Raw genomic sequence first — 17763 nt, 5'->3', positions numbered from 1 at the left:
GGATCCGCCGTTCCCGCCGCCGCGTTCTCCGCCGACCGAGGGGACCGATGGACACCGACCGTATTCCGGGCTGCTACCGGCACCCGGACCGCGCGACCGGGATCAGCTGCACGCGCTGTGAGCGGCCGATCTGTCCCGACTGCATGATCAGCGCCTCGGTCGGCTTCCAGTGCCCCGAATGCGTCCGCGGCGGCTCGGGAACGGGGCACGGGCCCGCCGCCAACGTCCCGCGCACGATCGCGGGCGGGGTGGTCGCCGCCGATCCGTACCTGGTCACCAAGATCCTGATCGGGATCAATGTGGGGATGTTCCTCGCGGTCCACGCCTTCTCCGGGCTGGCGATCCAGCTGGAGCTCCTGGGCCGGTACCGGGAGCTGGTGGGCGGACCGCTCGAAGGCGTTTCCACGGGTGAGTACTACCGGCTGCTGACCTCGACGTTCCTGCACGTCCAGCTGTGGCACATCTTCAGCAACATGCTCGCCCTGTGGTTCATCGGCGGACCGCTGGAGCAGGCCCTCGGCCGGGCCCGCTATCTCGCGGTGTACCTGCTGTCCGCCCTGGGCGGGAGCGCGGCCGTCTATCTGCTGAGCGAGCCGAACGTGGCGACCCTCGGCGCCTCCGGCGCCGTCTTCGGACTGCTCGGCGCCACCGTGGTGCTGTTCCGCCGGATGCGGTACGAAATGCGCCCGCTCATCACCATGGCCGTGTTCATGCTGGTGCTCACCTTCGCACCGGGGCTGAACGTGTCCTGGCAGGCCCATATCGGCGGACTCGTCACCGGCGTACTGGTCGCGCTGGGCCTGTTGTGGCCCGCCAAGGACATGGGCGCGCGGAATCGCACATTCATCCAGTGGGGCACCTGTGTGGCGGTGTTCCTGCTGGCCACAGCCCTGATCGTGATCCGGACGGCCGAGCTTTCCGCGCTCACCTGATCACACCGGCGTCAACTCTCCACAGAGTTATCCACAGATCTTCTGTCTTTTCCTCAGGTGTGGATGACGCTGTGGATAACTCATGGGGAGAGCTTGCGGAGCCGGACTACTTCCACTGCGTGGAGACGCCGAATCCTGCCGCAATGAAGCCGAATCCGACCACAATGTTCCAATTTCCGAGGGCTTCGATCGGAAGCTGGGTCTCGGACAGATAGAAAACGACGATCCACGCCAGGCCGACCAAGAAGAACGCCAGCATGACCGGGGCGACCCAGTTGCGGTTCGTCAGCTTGATCGACTGCGGCGTCCGCGTGGGGGGCGGCGTGTAGTCGTCCTTCTTGCGGATACGTGACTTCGGCACGAGGGGCTCTCCTGTCGATGGGCTGGGGACCTGGCCTGCCCCGGGCGTCCGTTAGCGTAGTGGACCTGTGGCGTTGAAGGAGAAGGGTACGTTGAGCAATTCCGACGACTCCTCCGCGGGTCCCCGTCGCCGTGCCAGACCGGTCCGGCTGCTCACGGCCGCCGTTTTCGCTCTCGCCGGCCTGATCTTCGTCACCAGCTTCAACACCTCCAAGGGTACGAACATCCGGACGGACGCCAGCCTCCTCAAGCTGTCCGACCTGATCCAGGAGCGCAGCCAGAACAACCTGGAGCTGGAGCGGAGCACCGCCACCGCCCGCGACCAGGTCGACGCCCTCGCCGAACGCGACAACGGGAGCACCCGGGCCGAGGACGCCAAGCTCGCCGCCCTGCGCGCCGCCTCCGGCACCCAGGAGCTCAGCGGCAAGGGCCTGACCGTCACCCTGAACGACGCGCCCCCGAACGCCACGGCCCGCATCCCCAACGTGCCCGAGCCGCAGCCCAACGACCTGGTGATCCACCAGCAGGACCTCCAGGCCGTGGTCAACGCCCTCTGGCAGGGCGGCGCCGAGGGCATCCAGGTCATGGACCAGCGCCTGATCTCCACCAGCGCCGTGCGCTGCGTGGGCAACACCCTGATCCTCCAGGGCCGGGTGTACTCGCCCCCGTACAAGGTGTCCGCCGTCGGCGACCCCGGCGCGCTGAAGAAGGCCCTCGCGGCCTCCCCGGCGCTGCAGAACTACCAGCTGTACGTGAACGCGTACGGGCTCGGCTGGAAAGTGGACGAGCACAAGGCGCTGACACTGCCGGGCTACTCCGGCACAGTGGACCTCCACTATGCGAAGCCGCTGGAGTCCGCCACCCCGTGACCGCAAGGTCGACGTGCCGCGCCTGCTGGTCCGGACGTTCAGCGAGGTGTGCCTGACCGCGGGCTCGCTCATCGTGCTCTTCGTGGCCTACGTCCTGCTGTGGACCGGGGTCAAGGCCGACCGGGCCATGGACGGGGAGATGGCCCGCATGCGCGACCGCTGGTCCGCGGCGCCCGCGGCCGCCGCGCAGGCCGCGCCGCCGGCGACCCCCGCCGCCCCGGCCACCGCGCCCGAGACCGCCGCGTACCCGCCCGGCCGGGCCTTCGCCGAGATGTACGTCCCGCGCTTCGGACCCGACTGGAACAAGCCCGTCCTGGAGGGCACGGGCACGGAGCTGCTGAAGAAGGGCCTGGGCCACTACGCCGGCACGGCCCGGCTCGGCGGCACCGGGAACTTCGCGGTGGCCGGCCACCGGCGCACGTACGGGGACCCCTTCAAGGACATCCCCGAGCTGCGCCCCGACGACCTCGTCGTCCTCAAGGACGCCACCGGCTGGTACACGTACACCGTCCGAGCGCGGGCGCTGCGCACGCTCCCCACGGAGGTCGGCGTCGTCGATCCGGTGCCGGCCCGCTCGCCCTTCGGCGGCCCGGGCAAGTACCTGACGCTGACCACCTGCGACCCGGAATGGGGCCACAGCCACCGGCTCGTGGTGTGGGCCGAACTGACCGGTGTGCGGACCCTCGCCCAGGGCTCACCGAAGGGTTTGGCAAGGTGACCCTCCGCGCCGGGCGGGTGGCTTTAGGCTGTGGACGTACCGCCCCTGCGGTGCGTTGAACGATCGTGGACGAAAAGGACACAGGCGGCATGTACGGCTGGATCTGGCGGCATTTGCCGGGAAACGCGTGGGTACGCGTGCTGATCTCCCTCGTGCTGGTGCTCGCGGTGGTGTTCGTGCTGTTCCAGTACGTCTTCCCGTGGGCCGAGCCGCTGCTTCCGTTCAACGATGTGACGGTGGACGAGGGATCGGGAGCGACTCCGTGAGCGCGCGCATTCTGGTGGTCGACAACTACGACAGCTTTGTCTTCAACCTGGTCCAGTACCTCTATCAGCTCGGCGCCGAGTGCGAGGTGCTGCGCAACGACGAGGTCGAGCTCGCCCACGCCCAGGACGGCTTCGACGGCGTCCTGCTGTCCCCCGGCCCGGGCACGCCGGAAGAGGCCGGCGTCTGCGTGGACATGGTCCGCCACTGCGCGGACACGGGCGTACCGGTCTTCGGCGTCTGCCTCGGCATGCAGTCGATGGCGGTCGCCTACGGCGGGGTCGTCGGCCGCGCCCCGGAACTGCTGCACGGCAAGACCTCCCCGGTGGTCCACGAGGGCCTCGGCGTCTTCGAGGGCCTGCCCTCGCCCTTCACCGCGACCCGCTACCACTCCCTCGCGGCCGAGCCGCCGACCCTCCCGGACACCCTCGAGGTCACGGCGCGCACCGAGGACGGGATCATCATGGGCCTGCGCCACCGCGAGCACGACGTCGAGGGCGTGCAGTTCCACCCCGAGTCCGTGCTGACCGAGTGGGGCCACCGGATGCTCGCGAACTGGCTGGTGCGCTGCGGTGACGCGGGTGCGGTGGAGCGCTCGGTGGGGCTCGCCCCGGTGGTGGGCAAGGCCGTCGCGTGACGGCGCTCGCGCCGTCCGCGCCCACCGAGGGCCGGGCAGCGCGACGCAGGGCGGCGCAGGAGGCCGAGAAGCGTACGCGTGCGCGCGGCCGGGGCCGTGGTCAGAGCCGGGGCCGCGGCCGGCGGCGCAGGCGGCCGGCCTCGGGCGGGCCGGTCGTGGTCGTCAGCAGGCTCTTCGGGGAGCTGTTCATCACGCTGGGCGTGGTGATGCTCCTCTTCGTCGGCTACCAGCTCTGGTACACCAACTACCTGGCGGGCCGGACGGCCGACCACGCGGCCGGCTCGCTGCTGAAGAACTGGGACCGCGATCCGGCCGGGGCGGCCGCCCCGCCGGTGGCGGCGTTCGAACCGGGCCAGGGCTTCGCCATCCTGTACATCCCGAAGCTGGACGTGAAGGTGCCGGTGGCGGAGGGGACGAACAAGGCCAAGGTCCTCGACAAGGGCATGGTCGGTCACTACGCCGACGGCCCGCTCAAGACCGGGATGCCGGCCGATGCGCAGGGCAACTTCGCCCTGGCGGGCCACCGGAACACGCACGGCGAACCGTTCCGCTACATCAACCGGCTGGTGCCGGGGGACAAGGTCGTGGTGGAGACCCGGGACGCGTACTACACGTACGAGATGACCTCGCAGCTCGCGCAGACCCCGCCGTCGAACGTGTCGGTCATCAAGCCGGTGCCGGTGGGCTCGGGCTTCGCATCACCGGGCCGGTACATCACGCTGACCACCTGCACCCCGGAGTTCACCAGCACCTACCGGATGATCGTATGGGGCAGGATGACCGCTGAACGCCCCCGCAGTCAGGGCGCTCCGCCCGAGCTGACCAGCCCTTGATCCCTTGATTCCTTCATCGCTTCATCGCTTGATCCCTCATCCCGTAAGCCCGTAGAGGACCCGCAGTGTCACGTGTCGCACCGCCCCCGCGCCGCAGCGCCCTCGCGGGGTTCCTGAGCCTGCTGGGCGAGCTCCTGATCACGGTGGGCCTGGTGCTCGGGCTGTTCGTGGCGTACTCCCTCTGGTGGACGAACGTCCTGGCGGACCGGGACGCCTCCGCACGCGGGGATGCGGTGCGCGAGCAGTGGGAGCGGGCGGCGCCCCCGCAGGGGGCGTCCGCGGCGCCGGGGTCGCTGGACACCCAGGGCGGGATCGGCTTCCTGCACGTGCCGGCGATGAAGAACGGCGAGGTGCTGGTCAAGAAGGGCACCGCCTCGGAGATCCTCAACGACGGCGTCGCCGGCTACTACACGGAGCCGGTGAAATCGGCCCTGCCGTGGGACCCGGCGGGCGGCAACTTCGCCCTGGCGGCGCACCGCGACGGGCACGGGGCCAAGTTCCACAACATCGACAAGCTGAAGAACGGCGACGCGGTCGTCTTCGAGACCCGCGACACCTGGTACGTGTACAAGGTCTTCGCGCAACTCGCCCAGACCTCGAAGTACAACGTGGACGCGATCAGCCCCGTCCCCAAGGAATCGGGCCGCACGGCTCCGGGCCGCTACATCACCCTGACGACCTGCACCCCGGTGTACACCTCGAAGTACCGCTACATCGTCTGGGGCGAACTGGTCCGCGCGGAGAAGGTGGACGCGAAGCGCACGCCGCCGGCGGAGCTGCGTTAGCCCCCGTACCGGGCCGCGGACAGCGTCACCGCAGCACCTGGAGCCGGACTCCGGCGCTCCAAGCCTCCAGAAGCCCCCTGTGGACGGCTGTGACGCCCCCCTGAGCGGCGATGGCCAAGGACTCACGGGTGAAGGCGCAGGTGGCCACATAGAGGGCCACGTCGGCCCGTCGCAGCACTTTGGCGGCGCCCAGGAACTTCTGCATCTCGCCGCTGAGCACGTGCCGGAAGGGCGCGAAGTTCTTGCACTGGACGGCGACCGAGCGCCCGTCCGCCGTCGTGGCGGTGATGTCGACGCCACGGTCGCCGCCGTGCCCGCCGTACACCTCGACATCGGTGCACCCGTCCCGCCGCAGCAGCTCTGCGACGTGCAGCTCGAACTCCTTCCAGTTCATCGCGTCGATGGTCCCGATGACCCCGGTGAGGGCCCGTACGTCCTGGCCGCGCTGGAGGCGGCTGAGCTGGAGGTCGTGCTCGACGAGCTTCATCTGGATCTGCTGGACGTCCTCCCGGAGGGAGATCAACTCCCGTCGCTGTTCGCCGGCGGTCTCGATCAGGACGTTGAGCATCGGCACGACGGTCATGCCGAGCACGTCGGTGATGCGGTTGTCGATCCGCTCGTCGAGCTCGCCCCAACCGGCCCTGTGGACAAAGTTGTCCACAGGGCGTGTACGGGTCTCGGTCTCGGCGTCGAGGAGGTACGCGCGCACCTGACGTGCGACTTTGCTGTCGCGGAGGAGCATTCCGACGTTCAGGACCGTCCGTCGGGAGTAGAGGGCGATGGCCGGGGCGCGGCTGCTGAGCCCACTGACTTGCTTAAAGTAAGTCAGTTCTGCACCTGTCAAAACCCTGTAGCCGTTGGCTGTGAGTTCGTCCCGGTGATCGAACACCAAGGCGTCCATGACCTGGATGCCGACCTCGTAGTACGCCGCCACCATCGCCGTCGTCACGTGCAGTCCGTCCGGCAGCAGGGACAGCGCCTTCACCCTGTCCAGCACCTCCGTCCGCTCCAGGACGCTCGTGCGCAAAGTGCGGGACTCCAGCAGCACCGATTCGTTGATCATGACCCGTCCCTCCCCGGGCGGGCTCCGCCGCCCGCCCCCGTCCGGGCTAACGAATTCCGCACATATGAAGACACGTACGAAAAACGGGTCCGGCCCCTCTCGTGGAGAGAGGGGCCGGACCCGGTGGTGTTCGGGGTGGGTGGCTAGTTGCCGAGGCCTCCGAAGAAGCCGCCGCCGTTGTTGTTGCCGCCGTTCTGTTCGTTCTCGGGGACCGTGTTCACGTTGATCACCGCGTTGGGTTCCACGGGGCTGCCGACGACCGGGTCCGTGCTCAGGATCCTCGCCTTGCCGTCCGAGGAGCCCGACAGGACGGATCCGAAGATCAGGCCCTTGGAGGCGAGCTCGGCCCGGGCCTGGTTGATGGTCCGGCCGACCAGGTTGGGGACCGTGAGCTGCTGGACCGGCTTGGCGACCGAGATGTTGACCGACGAGCCGACGTCGACCTGGCCGTTGGGGCCGGGGTCCTGGCTGACGACCGTCTTGGGGGCCGTGCCCGGGGCCGCGTCGACCTCGGTGACGCTGCCGAGCTTGAGCTTGAGGGCCTGCAGGGCCTTCGAGGCGTCGGCCTGGTTCTTGCCGGTGAGGTCGGGGACGGTCACCTTGGAGAATTCCTTGGCCACCGTCAGCGAGATCGTCGAGCCCCGCTCGGCCTCGCCGCTCTTGGGGGTCTGCTCGATGACGGTGCCGGCGGGCTGATCGGACTCGACCGTCTTCTTGTCGATCTGGAAGCCCTTGTCCTGAAGCGCCTTCTCCGCGTCGGCGATCGCCAGCCTGATGACGTTCGGTACGAGGACCTTGGGCGCGCCCGTGGAGATCTTCACCTTGACGACGGAGTTCTTGTCGACCTTGGTGCCCTCGGGCACGGACTGCTCGCAGACGCTGCCCTTGGGGGCGGCGTCGCAGGGCATGTCCCCGTCCTGTTCGACGAGGATGCCGACGTTGGTGCCGTTCGCCTTGGCCGCTTCGAAGGTCTCGCCGATGAGCTTGGGGACCTCGGGGCGGTTGTCGGCGGTGCTGCTGAAGAGGGAGCGTCCGATGAGGATCGCGCCGACCAGGACGAGGATGCCGGCGGTGACCAGCAGGATCGTGGAGGCCTTGCTCTTCTTCTGCGGGCGCCGGCCGCGGCCGCCCTGGTCGTAGCCGCCCTGGTCCGGGTATCCGGGGCCTCCGTAGCCGCCGTCGCCCGCGGGCATCGGCGGGAGCATGGAGGTCTGGTTCGGGTCGGCGGTGCGCAGGGCGGTGGTGGGCTGGTCGTAGCCCTGGTGTCCGTAGCCGTGGCCCTGGTCGGGGTAGCCGTAGCCGGCGGCGCCCATGGAGGCGGTGGCGGCGACGGGCTGGCCGTCGAGGCAGGCCTCGATGTCGGCGCGCATCTCGTCGGCCGACTGGTAGCGGTAGTCGGCGTCCTTGACCAGTGCCTTGAGGACGATCGCGTCCATCTCGGGCGTGATCTCGGAGTCGAAGTTCGACGGGGGCTGCGGCTCTTCCCGTACGTGCTGGTAGGCGACGGCGACCGGGGAGTCGCCGATGAACGGCGGCCGGACGGCGAGGAGCTCGTACAGCAGGCAGCCGGCCGAGTAGAGGTCGGAGCGCGCGTCGACCTGCTCGCCCCTGGCCTGCTCCGGGGAGAGGTACTGGGCGGTGCCGATGACGGCGGCGGTCTGCGTCATGGTCATGCCGGAGTCGCCCATGGCGCGGGCGATGCCGAAGTCCATGACCTTGACCTGGCCGGAGCGGGTCAGCATCACGTTGGCGGGCTTGATGTCGCGGTGCACGATGCCGGCGCGGTGCGAGTACTCCAGCGCCTGGAGGATGCCGATGCACATCTCCAGGGTGCGCTCGGGCAGCAGCTTGCGGCCGGAGTGCAGGAGTTCGCGCAGGGTCGAGCCGTCGACGTACTCCATCACGATGTACGGGATGGAGATGTTGTCGACGTAGTCTTCGCCGGTGTCGTACACGGCGACGATCGCCGGGTGGTTGAGCGATGCGGCCGACTGGGCCTCGCGCCGGAACCGGGCCTGGAAGGACGGGTCGCGGGCGAGGTCGGCGCGCAGGGTCTTGACGGCGACGGTACGGCCGAGCCGGGTGTCGTGGGCGAGGTAGACCTCGGCCATGCCACCACGGCCGAGCACGTGGCTCAGCTCGTACCGGCCGCCGAGGCGACGCGGCTCTTCCATAACGTGCAGCCCTCTCCGTCAGTCCCGACCGCACCCGTGTGTGGTCCGGCGGTGTGCTGTTCGCGCAAAGGCTACCGGCCGATCGCCGGTGATCGGTTCGTGACCACAGGCTGATACCGGACCGGTACCCTACGCTCGGATCCGGGCGGGAATGGTGACCCGGATCACAGTCAAGTTGCCCCGGGCGCCCCTCGCGTGGTGCCCGGCCTCACCCGTCACTGCCGTCACTGCTTGTTGCTCTTGAGGACGGCCTGCATGACGGCCTTGGCCACGGGGGCCGCGAGGCCGGCGCCGGAGATGTCCTCGCGGTCCGCGCTGCTGTCCTCGATGACGACGGCGACGGCGACCGGCGAGCTGCCGTCGGGGTTCTGCGCGTAGGAGATGAACCAGGCGTACGGGCGCTTCTTGTTGCCCTCGCCGTGCTGGGCGGTGCCGGTCTTGCCGCCGACGGTCACGCCGGGGATCCGCGCGGTGCGGCCGGTGCCGTTCGGGTTCTCGACGACGTTGACCATCATCGCCCGGACCTTCTCCGCGTTCTCGGGGGAGAGGGGACGGCTCATTTCCTCCGGCTCGTGCTTCTCGATGATGTCGAGGCCCGGGGATTCGAGCTGGCTGACCATGTACGGCTTCATCAGCTTGCCGTTGTTGGCGATGGCGGCGGTGACCATGGCCATCTGCAGCGGGGTGGCCGCGGTGTTGAACTGGCCGATCGAGCTGAGCGCGTTGCCGTCCTTGGTCATCGCCTTGTCGTAGACGCTGGGGTAGGCGCGGACCGGGATGTCGATCTTGCTGTTGTTGAAGCCGAACTTCTCGGCGGTCTTCACCATGTTGTCCCGCCCCACCTTGTCGCCCATGTTGGCGAAGACGGAGTTGCAGGAGACCTGGAGGGCGTAGTTGAGCGTGGCCTTGCCGCAGTTCTGGGCGTGGTTGACCATCGGCGTCTTGGTGCCCGGGAGGATGTACGGGTCCTCGGTGTCGGTCGGCGCGTTGATGTCCGTGACGACGCCGTTCTCCAGGGCCGCGGCGGCGGTGACCACCTTGAAGGTGGAGCCGGGCGGGTAGGTCTCGCGCAGGGCGCGGTTGACGAGCTTCTTGTCCTCGCTGTCCTTCAGCTCGTTCCAGGCTTTGCCGTCGACGGACTGCGACAGGCCGGCGAAGCTGGACGGGTCGTACGAGGGGGTGCTGACGAGGGCGAGGATCGCGCCGGTGCGCGGGTCGATCGCGGCGACGGCGCCCTTCTTGTCGCCGAGCTGCTTGAAGGCGGCCTCCTGCGCGGCGGAGTTCAGCGTCGTGACGACGTTGCCGCCCTGCTTCTTCTCGCCGGTGAACATGCCGATGGTGCGGTCGAAGAAGAGCCGGTCGTCGTTGCCGGTGAGGATGCCGTCCTCGAGGGATTCGAGCTGGGTGGAGCCGAAGGCCTGTGAGGCGTAGCCGGTCACGGGAGCCCAGAGGGGACCGTTGAGGTAGGTCCGCTTGTACTTGTAGTCGCTGCCGTCGGTGACGACGGACCCGGTGACCGGCTTGCCCTCGACGATGATGTTGCCGCGTTCGGTGGCGTACTGGGCGATCTGGACCCGGCGGTTCTCCTTGCGGGTGCTCAGTTCCTCGGCCTTGACGTACTGGAGCCAGTTGGTCCGCGCGAGCAGTGCCAGGACGAGCAGCCCGCAGAAGATCGAGATGCGGCGCAGGGGCTTGTTCATGACGGACGGACCACCTGGGTCATCTCGGAGTCGGGGGACGGTGCCGGGGCCGGGGCAGGGCGGCGTGCGGTGTCGCTGATCCGGATGAGGACGGCGATGAGGATCCAGTTCGCGAGGACGGACGAGCCGCCGGACGCGAGGAAGGGCATGGTCATGCCGGTCAGGGGGATGAGGCCCATGACTCCGCCGGCGACCACGAAGACCTGGAGCGCGAAGGCGCCGGAGAGGCCGATCGCGAAGAGCTTGCCGAAGGGGTCGCGGGCGGCGAGCGCGGTGCGCACGCCGCGCTCGATGATCAGGCCGTAGAGCAGCAGGAAGGCCATGGCGCCGGTGAGCCCGAGTTCCTCGCCGACGGTGCCGAAGATGAAGTCGGAGTTGGCGGCGAAGCCGATGAGGTCGGAGTTGCCCTGGCCCCATCCGGTGCCGAGGACTCCGCCGGAGCCGAAGCTCATGATCGACTGGGCGATCTGCTCGCAGGCTCCGGCGTCGACGCCGCCCTTCGCCCAGCAGCCGAAGGGGTCCTGCCAGGCGCTGATGCGGGCTCCGACGTGGCTGGAGAAGCCGGCGACCACGACGGCGCCGCCGACCGACATCAGCAGGCCGATGACGATCCAGCTGGTCCGCTCGGTGGCCACGTACAGCATGATCACGAACATGCCGAAGAACAGCAGCGAGGAGCCGAGGTCGTTCTCGAAGATCAGGATGAGCAGGCTCACGGCCCAGATCGCCAGGATCGGGCCGAGGTCGCGGCCGCGCGGCAGGTAGAGGCCCATGAACCGGCGGGAGGCCAGGGCCAGGGCGTCGCGCTTGACCATCAGGTAGCCGGCGAAGAACACCGCGAGGACGATCTTCGCGAACTCTCCGGGCTGGATGGAGAACCCGGCGACGCGGATCCAGATCTTGGCGCCGAAGACGTTCGCGCCGAGGCCGGGGACGAGGGGCAGCAGGAGCAGCACCAAGGAGGCGGCCATGGAGATGTACGTGTACCGCTGGAGCACGCGGTGGTCCTTGAGGAGCACCAGGACGCCGGCGAACAGGGCGATGGCCATCGCCGTGTACATCATCTGCCGGGGCGCGGACTCGGTGAAGGCGCCGAAGGACCGCTTCGCCAGGTTCTGCAGGCGCTCGGACTGGTCGAGGCGCCAGATCAGGACGAGGCCCAGTCCGTTGAGGAGCGTGGCGATCGGCAGCAGCAGCGGGTCGGCGTACTTGGCGTAGCGCCGTACGACGAAGTGGGCGATGCCCGCCAGGACGCCGAGGCCGAGCCCGTAGGTGAGCATGCCCGGGGGCAGCTTGCCGTCGATCGCCAGGCCGGTGTTGGCGTAGGCGAACATCGTGATGACCACGGCGAAGACGAGCAGCAGGAGCTCGGTGTTCCGCCGGCTCGGCAGCTCGATGGCGCCGATGGTGGTCGTGTTGGTGACAACGCTCATGGTGTGGCGGGCCCCCTGTGCCCGCGTATGTCTACTGCTTCTCGCACTGGCCGGCGACCTGCTGCTCGGCGGCAGTCAGGACGGGGCCGGGTGTCTGGTTGCCCGCCGCCTCGGCGGCACGGCGCTCCTCGTCCTTCTTGCACGCGGAGGCCTGGGTACCGAGTTCGTCGATCTTCGTACGGGCGCCGTCGAGGCTGCTCTCGTTGATCGTGTCCTGGACCTGCTTGCGCTTGAAGGGCGGCAGGTACTTCAGTTCGATGTCGGGGCGGTCGGTCTCCACCTTGGAGAGCTCCAGCGGGCCCAGCTTCTGGCTGATCCCGCGGAAGAGCGCCACGTGATCGTCCTTGGCCCCGACGTAGAACTGCGTCTGGGTCCAGCGGTAGCCCGCGTACAGTCCGCCGCCGATGACACCGAGGACGACGAGCAGCGTGAGCGTGCGCGTGGTCCACTTGCGGCCTTTGCCGCGGCGCCTGTGGGGGTGGTCGTACGTGTCCTCGTACCCGGAGTCCCCGTCGTACGGGTCGGCGTCGCCGAAGCTGCCGTACGCGTCGGCTCCGCCGCCCTGTCCCTGGGCGCCGTAGCCGCCGTAACCCGGGCCCTCACCGCTGCCGGGAGGGCCGAAGGCGCCGGCGGGCGGGGGGCTCTGGCGGCCGAGCCCGGAGGCGCGGCCGGCGGGGGTCTGCATGGCGTTGCCGCCGTCGAAGAGCTGGTGGTGCTGGTTCTCGGCGACCGCGCCGACGACGACCGGGGTGTCGTTGACCTGGGCGGCCAGGGTGTCGTTGCTGTCGGTGTCGAGGACGTCGGCCACGATGCAGGTGATGTTGTCGGGGCCGCCGCCGCGCAGTGCGAGCTGGATGAGCGAGGCCACGGTTTCACGGGGGCCGTGGTAGTCGGCGAGGGTCTCCTCCAGGGTCTGGTGGGAGACCACGCCGGAGAGTCCGTCGGAACAGATCAGGTAGCGGTCGCCGACCCGGACCTCGCGGATGGAGAGGTCGGGCTCGACGATGTCGCCGCTGCCCAGGGCTCTCATCAGCAGGGAGCGCTGCGGGTGGGTGGTGGCTTCCTCTTCGGTGATCCGGCCCTCGTCGACGAGACGCTGCACCCAGGTGTGGTCCTGGGTGATCTGCGTGAGGACGCCGTCGCGGAGCAGGTAGGCGCGGGAGTCGCCGACGTGGACCAGGCCGAGGCGCTGGCCCGTCCACAGCAGGGCGGTGAGCGTGGTGCCCATGCCTTCGAGCTGGGGGTCCTCCTCGACCATCACGCGCAGCTGGTCGTTGGCGCGCTGCACCGCGGTACTGAGCGCGGTGAGCATGTCGGAGCCCGGGACGTCGTCGTCGAGCTGGACGAGGGCGGAGATCACCTCGGAGCTGGCGACTTCACCGGCGGCCTGGCCGCCCATGCCGTCGGCGATCGCGAGGAGACGGGGGCCGGCGTAGCCGGAGTCCTCGTTGCCCTCGCGGATCATGCCCTTGTGCGATCCGGCGGCGAACCGCAGGGACAGACTCATGCGCACCTGCCCTGTCGACGCTGCCTCGGGGTACAAACGGTCTTGAGCCACACTGCCCACCCTCCGGCCTGGAGCGCGCTCGGGTCCGTGTCCCCGGTGGGACGGACCGCTGCGGCTCGCTCGCTCCGCTCGCTCATTCTCGTACTACTTCCGCAGCTCGATGACGGTCTTGCCGATGCGGATCGGGGCGCCCGGCGGAATGGGCGTCGGGGTGGTCAGCCGGGTCCGGTCGAGATACGTGCCGTTGGTGGACCCGAGATCCTCGACGATCCACTGGCCGTCACGGTCGGGGTAGATCCTGGCATGCCGGCTGGACGCGTAGTCGTCGTCCAGCACGATCGTGGAGTCGTGGGCGCGGCCCAGGGTGATCGTCTGGCCGGAGAGGGCCACCGTGGTGCCCGTGAGGGTGCCCTCGGAGACGACGAGTTTGGTCGGCGCACCGCGGCGCTGGCGTTGCTGCGGTGGGGCCGCGCTCTGGCGGCCCTGCTGGGCGGCCGGGGCGCCGGAAGCGCCCCCGCCGCGTCGGGAACCGCGCTGCGTGACTCTCGTACCGAAGAGATCGCTGCGGATGACCTGGACGGCCACGATGACGAACAGCCACAGAACGGCCAGGAAACCCAACCGCATGACCGTCAGGGTCAGCTCTGACATTGCCCCCGCTTCACCCTTCGGCTTGCCGGTAAATGATGGTGGTGCTGCCCACGACGATCCGTGAACCGTCGCGGAGCGTAGCGCGGGTGGTGTGCTGCCCGTCCACCACGATGCCGTTGGTGGACCCGAGATCCTGGATCGTCGAGGGCGTTCCGGTCCGGATCTCACAGTGCCGGCGCGATACGCCGGGATCGTCGATCCGCACGTCGGCTTCGGTGCTTCGGCCGAGTACGAGCGTAGGGCGCGAGATCTGGTGGCGGGTGCCGTTGATCTCGATCCAGTGGCGCCGCACGGCGCCTCCGGTGGGTACCGGGGCCGGTCCGCCCGGGCCGCCGGGACCCGGCCTGCGTGCGCCGGGGCCGCCCGGGGGCGGACCCGCGGGCATGGGCGGCGCGGAGGCCGGGGGGTACCCGTAGCCGCCGGGCTGGGCCGGGGGGGCCTGGTGGCCCTGTCCCTGGCCCTGACCGGGCTGGCCGGGAGACTGGGAGGTGCTGGAGGCGAGCGTGCGGCTGCGGACCCGGTAGAGCCCGGTGTCCAGGTCGTCGGCCTTCTCCAGCTGGACCTTGATGGGGCCCATGAAGCTGTAGCGCTGCTGCTTGGCGTAGTCGCGGACGAGGCCCGCGAGCTCGTCGCCGAGCTGGCCCGAGTAGGGGCTCAGGCGCTCGTAGTCGCCCGTGCTCAGCTCCACGATGAAGTCGTTGGGGACAACGGTCCGCTCGCGGTTCCAGATGGTGGCGTTGTTGTCGCACTCGCGCTGGAGGGCGCCCGCGATCTCCACCGGCTGGACCTCGGACTTGAACACCTTGGCGAAGGTGCCGTTCACCAGACCTTCGAGTCGCTGCTCGAACCGCTTCAGGACTCCCATGGGGCACCTCCTCCGTCGTTGTCGCCCTGTACTGCTTACTGATCGTATCCACGCATGGCGGATTCGGGTGGTTCCCCATCGGTCACGTGCGCATGAGTGTTGGTCCTCACAAGCGATCGTAGGGGTGGCCCGAGGACAGTGTCCCGCACCGGCGGCCGAGTGCGGGAGGGGCGGTCGTCGGCCGGCGTCGGGAGAGCACGAAAAGCGATGTGAATCCAGCCCCTCCGACGTGCTAATGTTCCGATGTCGCCAGGGGAACGGCCCGCAAGGGAAGAACCGCTGGTAGTCACTTTGCGCGAGTGGCGGAACGGCAGACGCGCTGGCTTCAGGTGCCAGTGTCCTTCGGGACGTGGGGGTTCAAATCCCCCCTCGCGCACAGAGTGAAGAGCCCCCGCTCCGGAGAAATCCGGAGCGGGGGCTCTTTCGTCGTGCCCGGCGGGCGGCTGGGGGCGGCTGGAGCGTGTCCGGGGTGCGCACGCGGGCGTGACGAGGGTCTCGGGCGGTCGCACCGTCGGGCCGGCTCGCGGGCCGGACGGCTCGGGGCCGGCCGTGGTGGTCCGGGGCCCGGTGTCGGTCGGTGTCCGGGCTTCGGGGGAAGTACCGGGGCCGCTTCTGTGGGCATGCCTGATTTTTTCGGTGGTGCCTCGGATTTCAGGAGGGGAGTTCGGGTGCGGATCGAGCCCGGGGTGCGGGAATTCGAGACCGATAAAAGCCGGACGATGCGCGGCCGCGGCGGACGCGGGCAGGTCGTGGACGGGGGGGTAAAGGCGGAGGGGAAGCGCAGTACGCTGGCGCAATGCGGATCGGAGAGCTGGCGCGGAGTACCGGAATTTCGGTGGCGACCGTCAAGTACTACACCCGGGAAGGGCTGTTGCCGTCCGGCGAGCGGACGAGTCCCAACCAGGTGAGCTACTCCGAGGCGCACGCGCACCGGCTCCGGCTGATCCGGGCGATGCTCGAGGTCGGCGGTCTGTCGATCGCGGCCGTCCGCGAGGTGCTCGGCGCGGTCGACTCGCCCCACCGCACGGTCCACGGAATGCTCGGCGTCGCCCAGTCCGCGGTCACCCGCGCCGTGGCCGACCCGGATCCGGAAGGCGACTGGGCGGGCGCCGAGGCCGCCGTCGAGGAGCTGGTGCGGGCCCAGGGCTGGGCGGTCAAGCCCGAGAACCCGGGCTGGAAGGCGCTGGTCCAGATCGTCGTGACCTACCGCGACCTGGGCCGGGGCGATCTGCTGACCCTGCTCGACGAGTACGCGGCCGTGGCCGGACGCCTGGCCGGCGCCGAACTGGCCGTGCTCGGCCGGATTCCCGGTACGGACGGCAAGGTGGAGGGCGTCGTCCTCGGCACCCTCCTCGGCGACGCGGCCATGTCGGCCCTGCGTCGCATCGCTCAGGAGGACGCCTCCGCACGCGTGTCCGTCCGGGCGGAGGGCCGGCCGCCGGTGGCTGAGCCGGCGCCGATGGCTGAGCCCGCGCCTGTGGCTGAGCCCGCGCCGGTGGGGGATCAGGCGCTGTAGGCGAGCGCGGGCGCGGGTGCGGGTGCCGCCAGGGCCAGGTGGTGCACGTGGGCGGGCGGTACGTTCCACAGCACGGTCTCGGTGCGGAACCGGTGGCGCCGCAGGGTCCGTTCCAGTACCGCCTGGGTGCCCAGCGTGCGTTCGCGCGTCCCGCCCGAGGTGAGGGCCCGGCGCAGGGGCGGGACTCCGGCGTACGCGAAGAAGGACAGGGTGCCGCCCGGGTTCAGGGCGCCCAGGAGCTGTCCGAGGATGCCCTCGACGACCGCGGCCTCGAAGTTCGCGAAGGGCAGGCCGCACACGATCGTGTCGTACGCGCCCAGCCGATGGTCCTGGACCAGGCCCGGCAGCAGGCCTACGCGTGCGTCGTTCCGGTAGGAATCCCGCAGCAGGCCGGCGAACCGGGGGTTCGGCTCGATCAGTTCGAGGGTGTCGAGGGGGCCCAGCGACGGCTGGATGTGCCGGGTCACGGCGCCCGTGCCGGGGCCGACCTCGAGCACGGCGCGCGGCCTGCCCGGGCTGGGGATCACGTAGCGGGTGAGGGCCCGGGCCAGTAAGGGACTGCTGGGAGCGATGGCTCCCGTCTCCCGCCGGGTCCGGGCGAACTCCCTGAGGAACAGCATCACTTCGGTCATGTGGGCCCGCCTGGGGTGGTGATCGAGGATAAGTGATAGTGAATCTATCGATAGTTTAAGTTACAGTACGGCTCGGGCGCCGTCGTCCGCCGGCGGACCGGCGTCGGGGGCGAACGGACGGAGGGGGAGCCGTGGACATCAACACGCTCGTGACCTGGGGCGACGTCGCCTCCGGGCTGACGGGGAACCTGTCGGGCGCGGCCTGCTGGGCCTACGCGATCCTGGCGCTGACGACCCTGCCGCCACTGCTGCCGAACGGCGTGCTGCTGGTCACCAGCGGGGTGCTCGCGGCGCGCGGGGAGATGTCGATCGTCCTGGTCGTGCTGTCGGTCGCCGGCAGCGCGCTCCTCGGTGACCTGCTGCTGCACCGCTGCGGCCGGCTCCTGGAGGACCGGGCACGCCCGGGAGCCGTGGGGCGCGGGCGGCGCGGAGAGCTGTTCGCGTGGATGTCCGGGCAGGTGCGCCGGCGCGGGATCCCCTTCGTCGTCGGCGCACGCTTCCTGCCGAGCGGACGGCTGCTGGGCGGGCTGGCGGCGGGCGCCGCCGGACTCCCCCTCGGCGCGTTCGCCTCCGGGGCCGCGCTCGCGGAGCTGATCTGGACCGCGTACTCGGTGGGGGTGGGCTATTTCGGCGGCGCGATCAGCGAGGACCCGGTGCACTCGCTCGCCATCGGCCTCGGGCTCTCGCTGGTCGTCGGAGCGGCCGCCTCGCTCGTGCGGCGGCGCGGCACGCGGACCACTCGGCCGGCGCTTCCCGTGCGGGCCGCGGTCGGGAACGGACCGAAAGCGGGGGAGCGAACCATCTGAATGCGCATGTCGCGCAAT

17 protein-coding genes, 1 tRNA gene and 1 pseudogene are annotated in these 17763 nt (G+C 69.8%); 10 read left to right on the top strand and 9 right to left on the bottom strand.

Annotation, left to right across the window (positions count from 1 at the left end; translation table 11 throughout):
• The first annotated feature begins 47 nt into the window (after window positions 1–47).
• Window positions 48–932, top strand: a complete 885-nt coding sequence (locus ACWCP2_RS11440) for a rhomboid family intramembrane serine protease (protein ID WP_450908357.1) — start codon at window positions 48–50, stop codon at window positions 930–932.
• 106 nt (window positions 933–1038) lie between these two features.
• Here ACWCP2_RS11440 and crgA read toward each other — a convergent pair whose 3' ends face one another.
• Window positions 1039–1293, bottom strand: coding sequence for a cell division protein CrgA (gene crgA / locus ACWCP2_RS11435; RefSeq protein WP_250738676.1), 255 nt, complete (start codon window positions 1291–1293; stop codon window positions 1039–1041).
• 91 nt (window positions 1294–1384) lie between these two features.
• On the opposite strand from crgA, the gene ACWCP2_RS11430 reads away from it, so the two are divergent.
• The 6 genes and pseudogenes from ACWCP2_RS11430 to ACWCP2_RS11405 all read left to right on the top strand — a co-directional run bounded on the left by ACWCP2_RS11430 (window position 1385) and on the right by ACWCP2_RS11405 (window position 5398).
• A complete protein-coding gene (locus ACWCP2_RS11430) occupies window positions 1385–2161 on the top strand; it encodes a DUF881 domain-containing protein (RefSeq protein WP_450908356.1) in 777 nt (258 codons plus the stop codon).
• Window positions 2130–2879 (top strand): class E sortase, encoded by a 750-nt coding sequence (locus tag ACWCP2_RS11425; protein WP_450908355.1) that lies wholly within the window; start codon window positions 2130–2132, stop codon window positions 2877–2879. The genes ACWCP2_RS11430 and ACWCP2_RS11425 overlap by 32 nt, the downstream gene beginning before the upstream one ends.
• 65 nt (window positions 2880–2944) lie before the next feature.
• Window positions 2945–3145, top strand: coding sequence for a hypothetical protein (locus ACWCP2_RS11420; protein WP_162688402.1), 201 nt, complete (start codon window positions 2945–2947; stop codon window positions 3143–3145).
• Window positions 3142–3780, top strand: a complete 639-nt coding sequence (locus ACWCP2_RS11415) for an aminodeoxychorismate/anthranilate synthase component II (protein WP_254382122.1) — start codon at window positions 3142–3144, stop codon at window positions 3778–3780. The genes ACWCP2_RS11420 and ACWCP2_RS11415 overlap by 4 nt, the downstream gene beginning before the upstream one ends.
• 155 nt (window positions 3781–3935) lie before the next feature.
• Window positions 3936–4613: pseudogene (locus ACWCP2_RS11410) on the top strand (class E sortase); the annotation flags it as partial.
• Between the two features lie 65 nt (window positions 4614–4678).
• Window positions 4679–5398 (top strand): class E sortase, encoded by a 720-nt coding sequence (locus ACWCP2_RS11405; RefSeq protein WP_450908354.1) that lies wholly within the window; start codon window positions 4679–4681, stop codon window positions 5396–5398.
• Between the two features lie 25 nt (window positions 5399–5423).
• Here ACWCP2_RS11405 and ACWCP2_RS11400 read toward each other — a convergent pair whose 3' ends face one another.
• The 7 genes from ACWCP2_RS11400 to ACWCP2_RS11370 all read right to left on the bottom strand — a co-directional run bounded on the left by ACWCP2_RS11400 (window position 5424) and on the right by ACWCP2_RS11370 (window position 14791).
• Window positions 5424–6461 (bottom strand): restriction endonuclease, encoded by a 1038-nt coding sequence (locus ACWCP2_RS11400; protein ID WP_450908353.1) that lies wholly within the window; start codon window positions 6459–6461, stop codon window positions 5424–5426.
• A gap of 143 nt (window positions 6462–6604) precedes the next feature.
• Window positions 6605–8635, bottom strand: a complete 2031-nt coding sequence (gene pknB / locus ACWCP2_RS11395; RefSeq protein WP_450908352.1) for a Stk1 family PASTA domain-containing Ser/Thr kinase — start codon at window positions 8633–8635, stop codon at window positions 6605–6607.
• 224 nt (window positions 8636–8859) lie between these two features.
• A complete protein-coding gene (locus ACWCP2_RS11390) occupies window positions 8860–10335 on the bottom strand; it encodes a peptidoglycan D,D-transpeptidase FtsI family protein (RefSeq protein ID WP_450908351.1) in 1476 nt (491 codons plus the stop codon).
• Window positions 10332–11768, bottom strand: a complete 1437-nt coding sequence (locus ACWCP2_RS11385; RefSeq protein ID WP_450908350.1) for an FtsW/RodA/SpoVE family cell cycle protein — start codon at window positions 11766–11768, stop codon at window positions 10332–10334. The genes ACWCP2_RS11390 and ACWCP2_RS11385 overlap by 4 nt, the downstream gene beginning before the upstream one ends.
• A gap of 31 nt (window positions 11769–11799) precedes the next feature.
• Window positions 11800–13275 (bottom strand): PP2C family protein-serine/threonine phosphatase, encoded by a 1476-nt coding sequence (locus ACWCP2_RS11380; protein ID WP_450908349.1) that lies wholly within the window; start codon window positions 13273–13275, stop codon window positions 11800–11802.
• Between the two features lie 144 nt (window positions 13276–13419).
• On the bottom strand, window positions 13420–13926 hold the full coding sequence (locus ACWCP2_RS11375) for an FHA domain-containing protein FhaB/FipA (protein WP_450908348.1): 507 nt from the start codon (window positions 13924–13926) through the stop codon (window positions 13420–13422).
• Between the two features lie 10 nt (window positions 13927–13936).
• On the bottom strand, window positions 13937–14791 hold the full coding sequence (locus ACWCP2_RS11370; RefSeq protein WP_450908347.1) for an FhaA domain-containing protein: 855 nt from the start codon (window positions 14789–14791) through the stop codon (window positions 13937–13939).
• A 293-nt stretch (window positions 14792–15084) separates the two neighbouring features.
• Here ACWCP2_RS11370 and ACWCP2_RS11365 point away from each other — a divergent pair.
• Window positions 15085–15167: transfer RNA gene (locus ACWCP2_RS11365), tRNA-Leu, on the top strand.
• 420 nt (window positions 15168–15587) lie between these two features.
• Entirely contained in the window at window positions 15588–16307 is a 720-nt protein-coding gene (locus ACWCP2_RS11360) for a MerR family transcriptional regulator (protein WP_450908346.1), read from the top strand.
• Here the strand turns inward: ACWCP2_RS11360 and ACWCP2_RS11355 are convergent.
• Window positions 16295–16939 carry a class I SAM-dependent methyltransferase gene (locus ACWCP2_RS11355; protein WP_450908345.1) on the bottom strand — a complete coding sequence of 215 codons (645 nt, stop codon included), beginning with the start codon at window positions 16937–16939 and terminating at the stop codon, window positions 16295–16297. The genes ACWCP2_RS11360 and ACWCP2_RS11355 overlap by 13 nt on opposite strands.
• A 131-nt stretch (window positions 16940–17070) precedes the next feature.
• Here ACWCP2_RS11355 and ACWCP2_RS11350 point away from each other — a divergent pair, with 131 nt between their 5' ends.
• Entirely contained in the window at window positions 17071–17745 is a 675-nt protein-coding gene (locus ACWCP2_RS11350) for a DedA family protein (RefSeq protein WP_450908344.1), read from the top strand.
• Window positions 17746–17763 lie beyond the last annotated feature (18 nt).

The sequence above is a fragment of the Streptomyces sp. NPDC002104 genome, assembly GCF_053593795.1.
The sequence above is the reverse complement of the archived record's forward strand: the minus strand, read 5'-3'. Positions and strand labels throughout refer to the sequence as shown.

Coding starts and splice junctions, on each gene's coding strand:
- ACWCP2_RS11440 (WP_450908357.1), top strand. CDS start 48: ATGGACACCGACCGTATTCCGGGCTGCTACCGGCACCCGGACCGCGCG.
- ACWCP2_RS11425 (WP_450908355.1), top strand. CDS start 2,130: ATGCGAAGCCGCTGGAGTCCGCCACCCCGTGACCGCAAGGTCGACGTG.
- ACWCP2_RS11400 (WP_450908353.1), bottom strand. CDS start 6,461: ATGATCAACGAATCGGTGCTGCTGGAGTCCCGCACTTTGCGCACGAGC.
- pknB (WP_450908352.1), bottom strand. CDS start 8,635: ATGGAAGAGCCGCGTCGCCTCGGCGGCCGGTACGAGCTGAGCCACGTG.
- ACWCP2_RS11390 (WP_450908351.1), bottom strand. CDS start 10,335: ATGAACAAGCCCCTGCGCCGCATCTCGATCTTCTGCGGGCTGCTCGTC.
- ACWCP2_RS11385 (WP_450908350.1), bottom strand. CDS start 11,768: ATGAGCGTTGTCACCAACACGACCACCATCGGCGCCATCGAGCTGCCG.
- ACWCP2_RS11380 (WP_450908349.1), bottom strand. CDS start 13,275: ATGAGTCTGTCCCTGCGGTTCGCCGCCGGATCGCACAAGGGCATGATC.
- ACWCP2_RS11375 (WP_450908348.1), bottom strand. CDS start 13,926: ATGTCAGAGCTGACCCTGACGGTCATGCGGTTGGGTTTCCTGGCCGTT.
- ACWCP2_RS11370 (WP_450908347.1), bottom strand. CDS start 14,791: ATGGGAGTCCTGAAGCGGTTCGAGCAGCGACTCGAAGGTCTGGTGAAC.
- ACWCP2_RS11360 (WP_450908346.1), top strand. CDS start 15,588: ATGCGGATCGGAGAGCTGGCGCGGAGTACCGGAATTTCGGTGGCGACC.
- ACWCP2_RS11355 (WP_450908345.1), bottom strand. CDS start 16,939: ATGACCGAAGTGATGCTGTTCCTCAGGGAGTTCGCCCGGACCCGGCGG.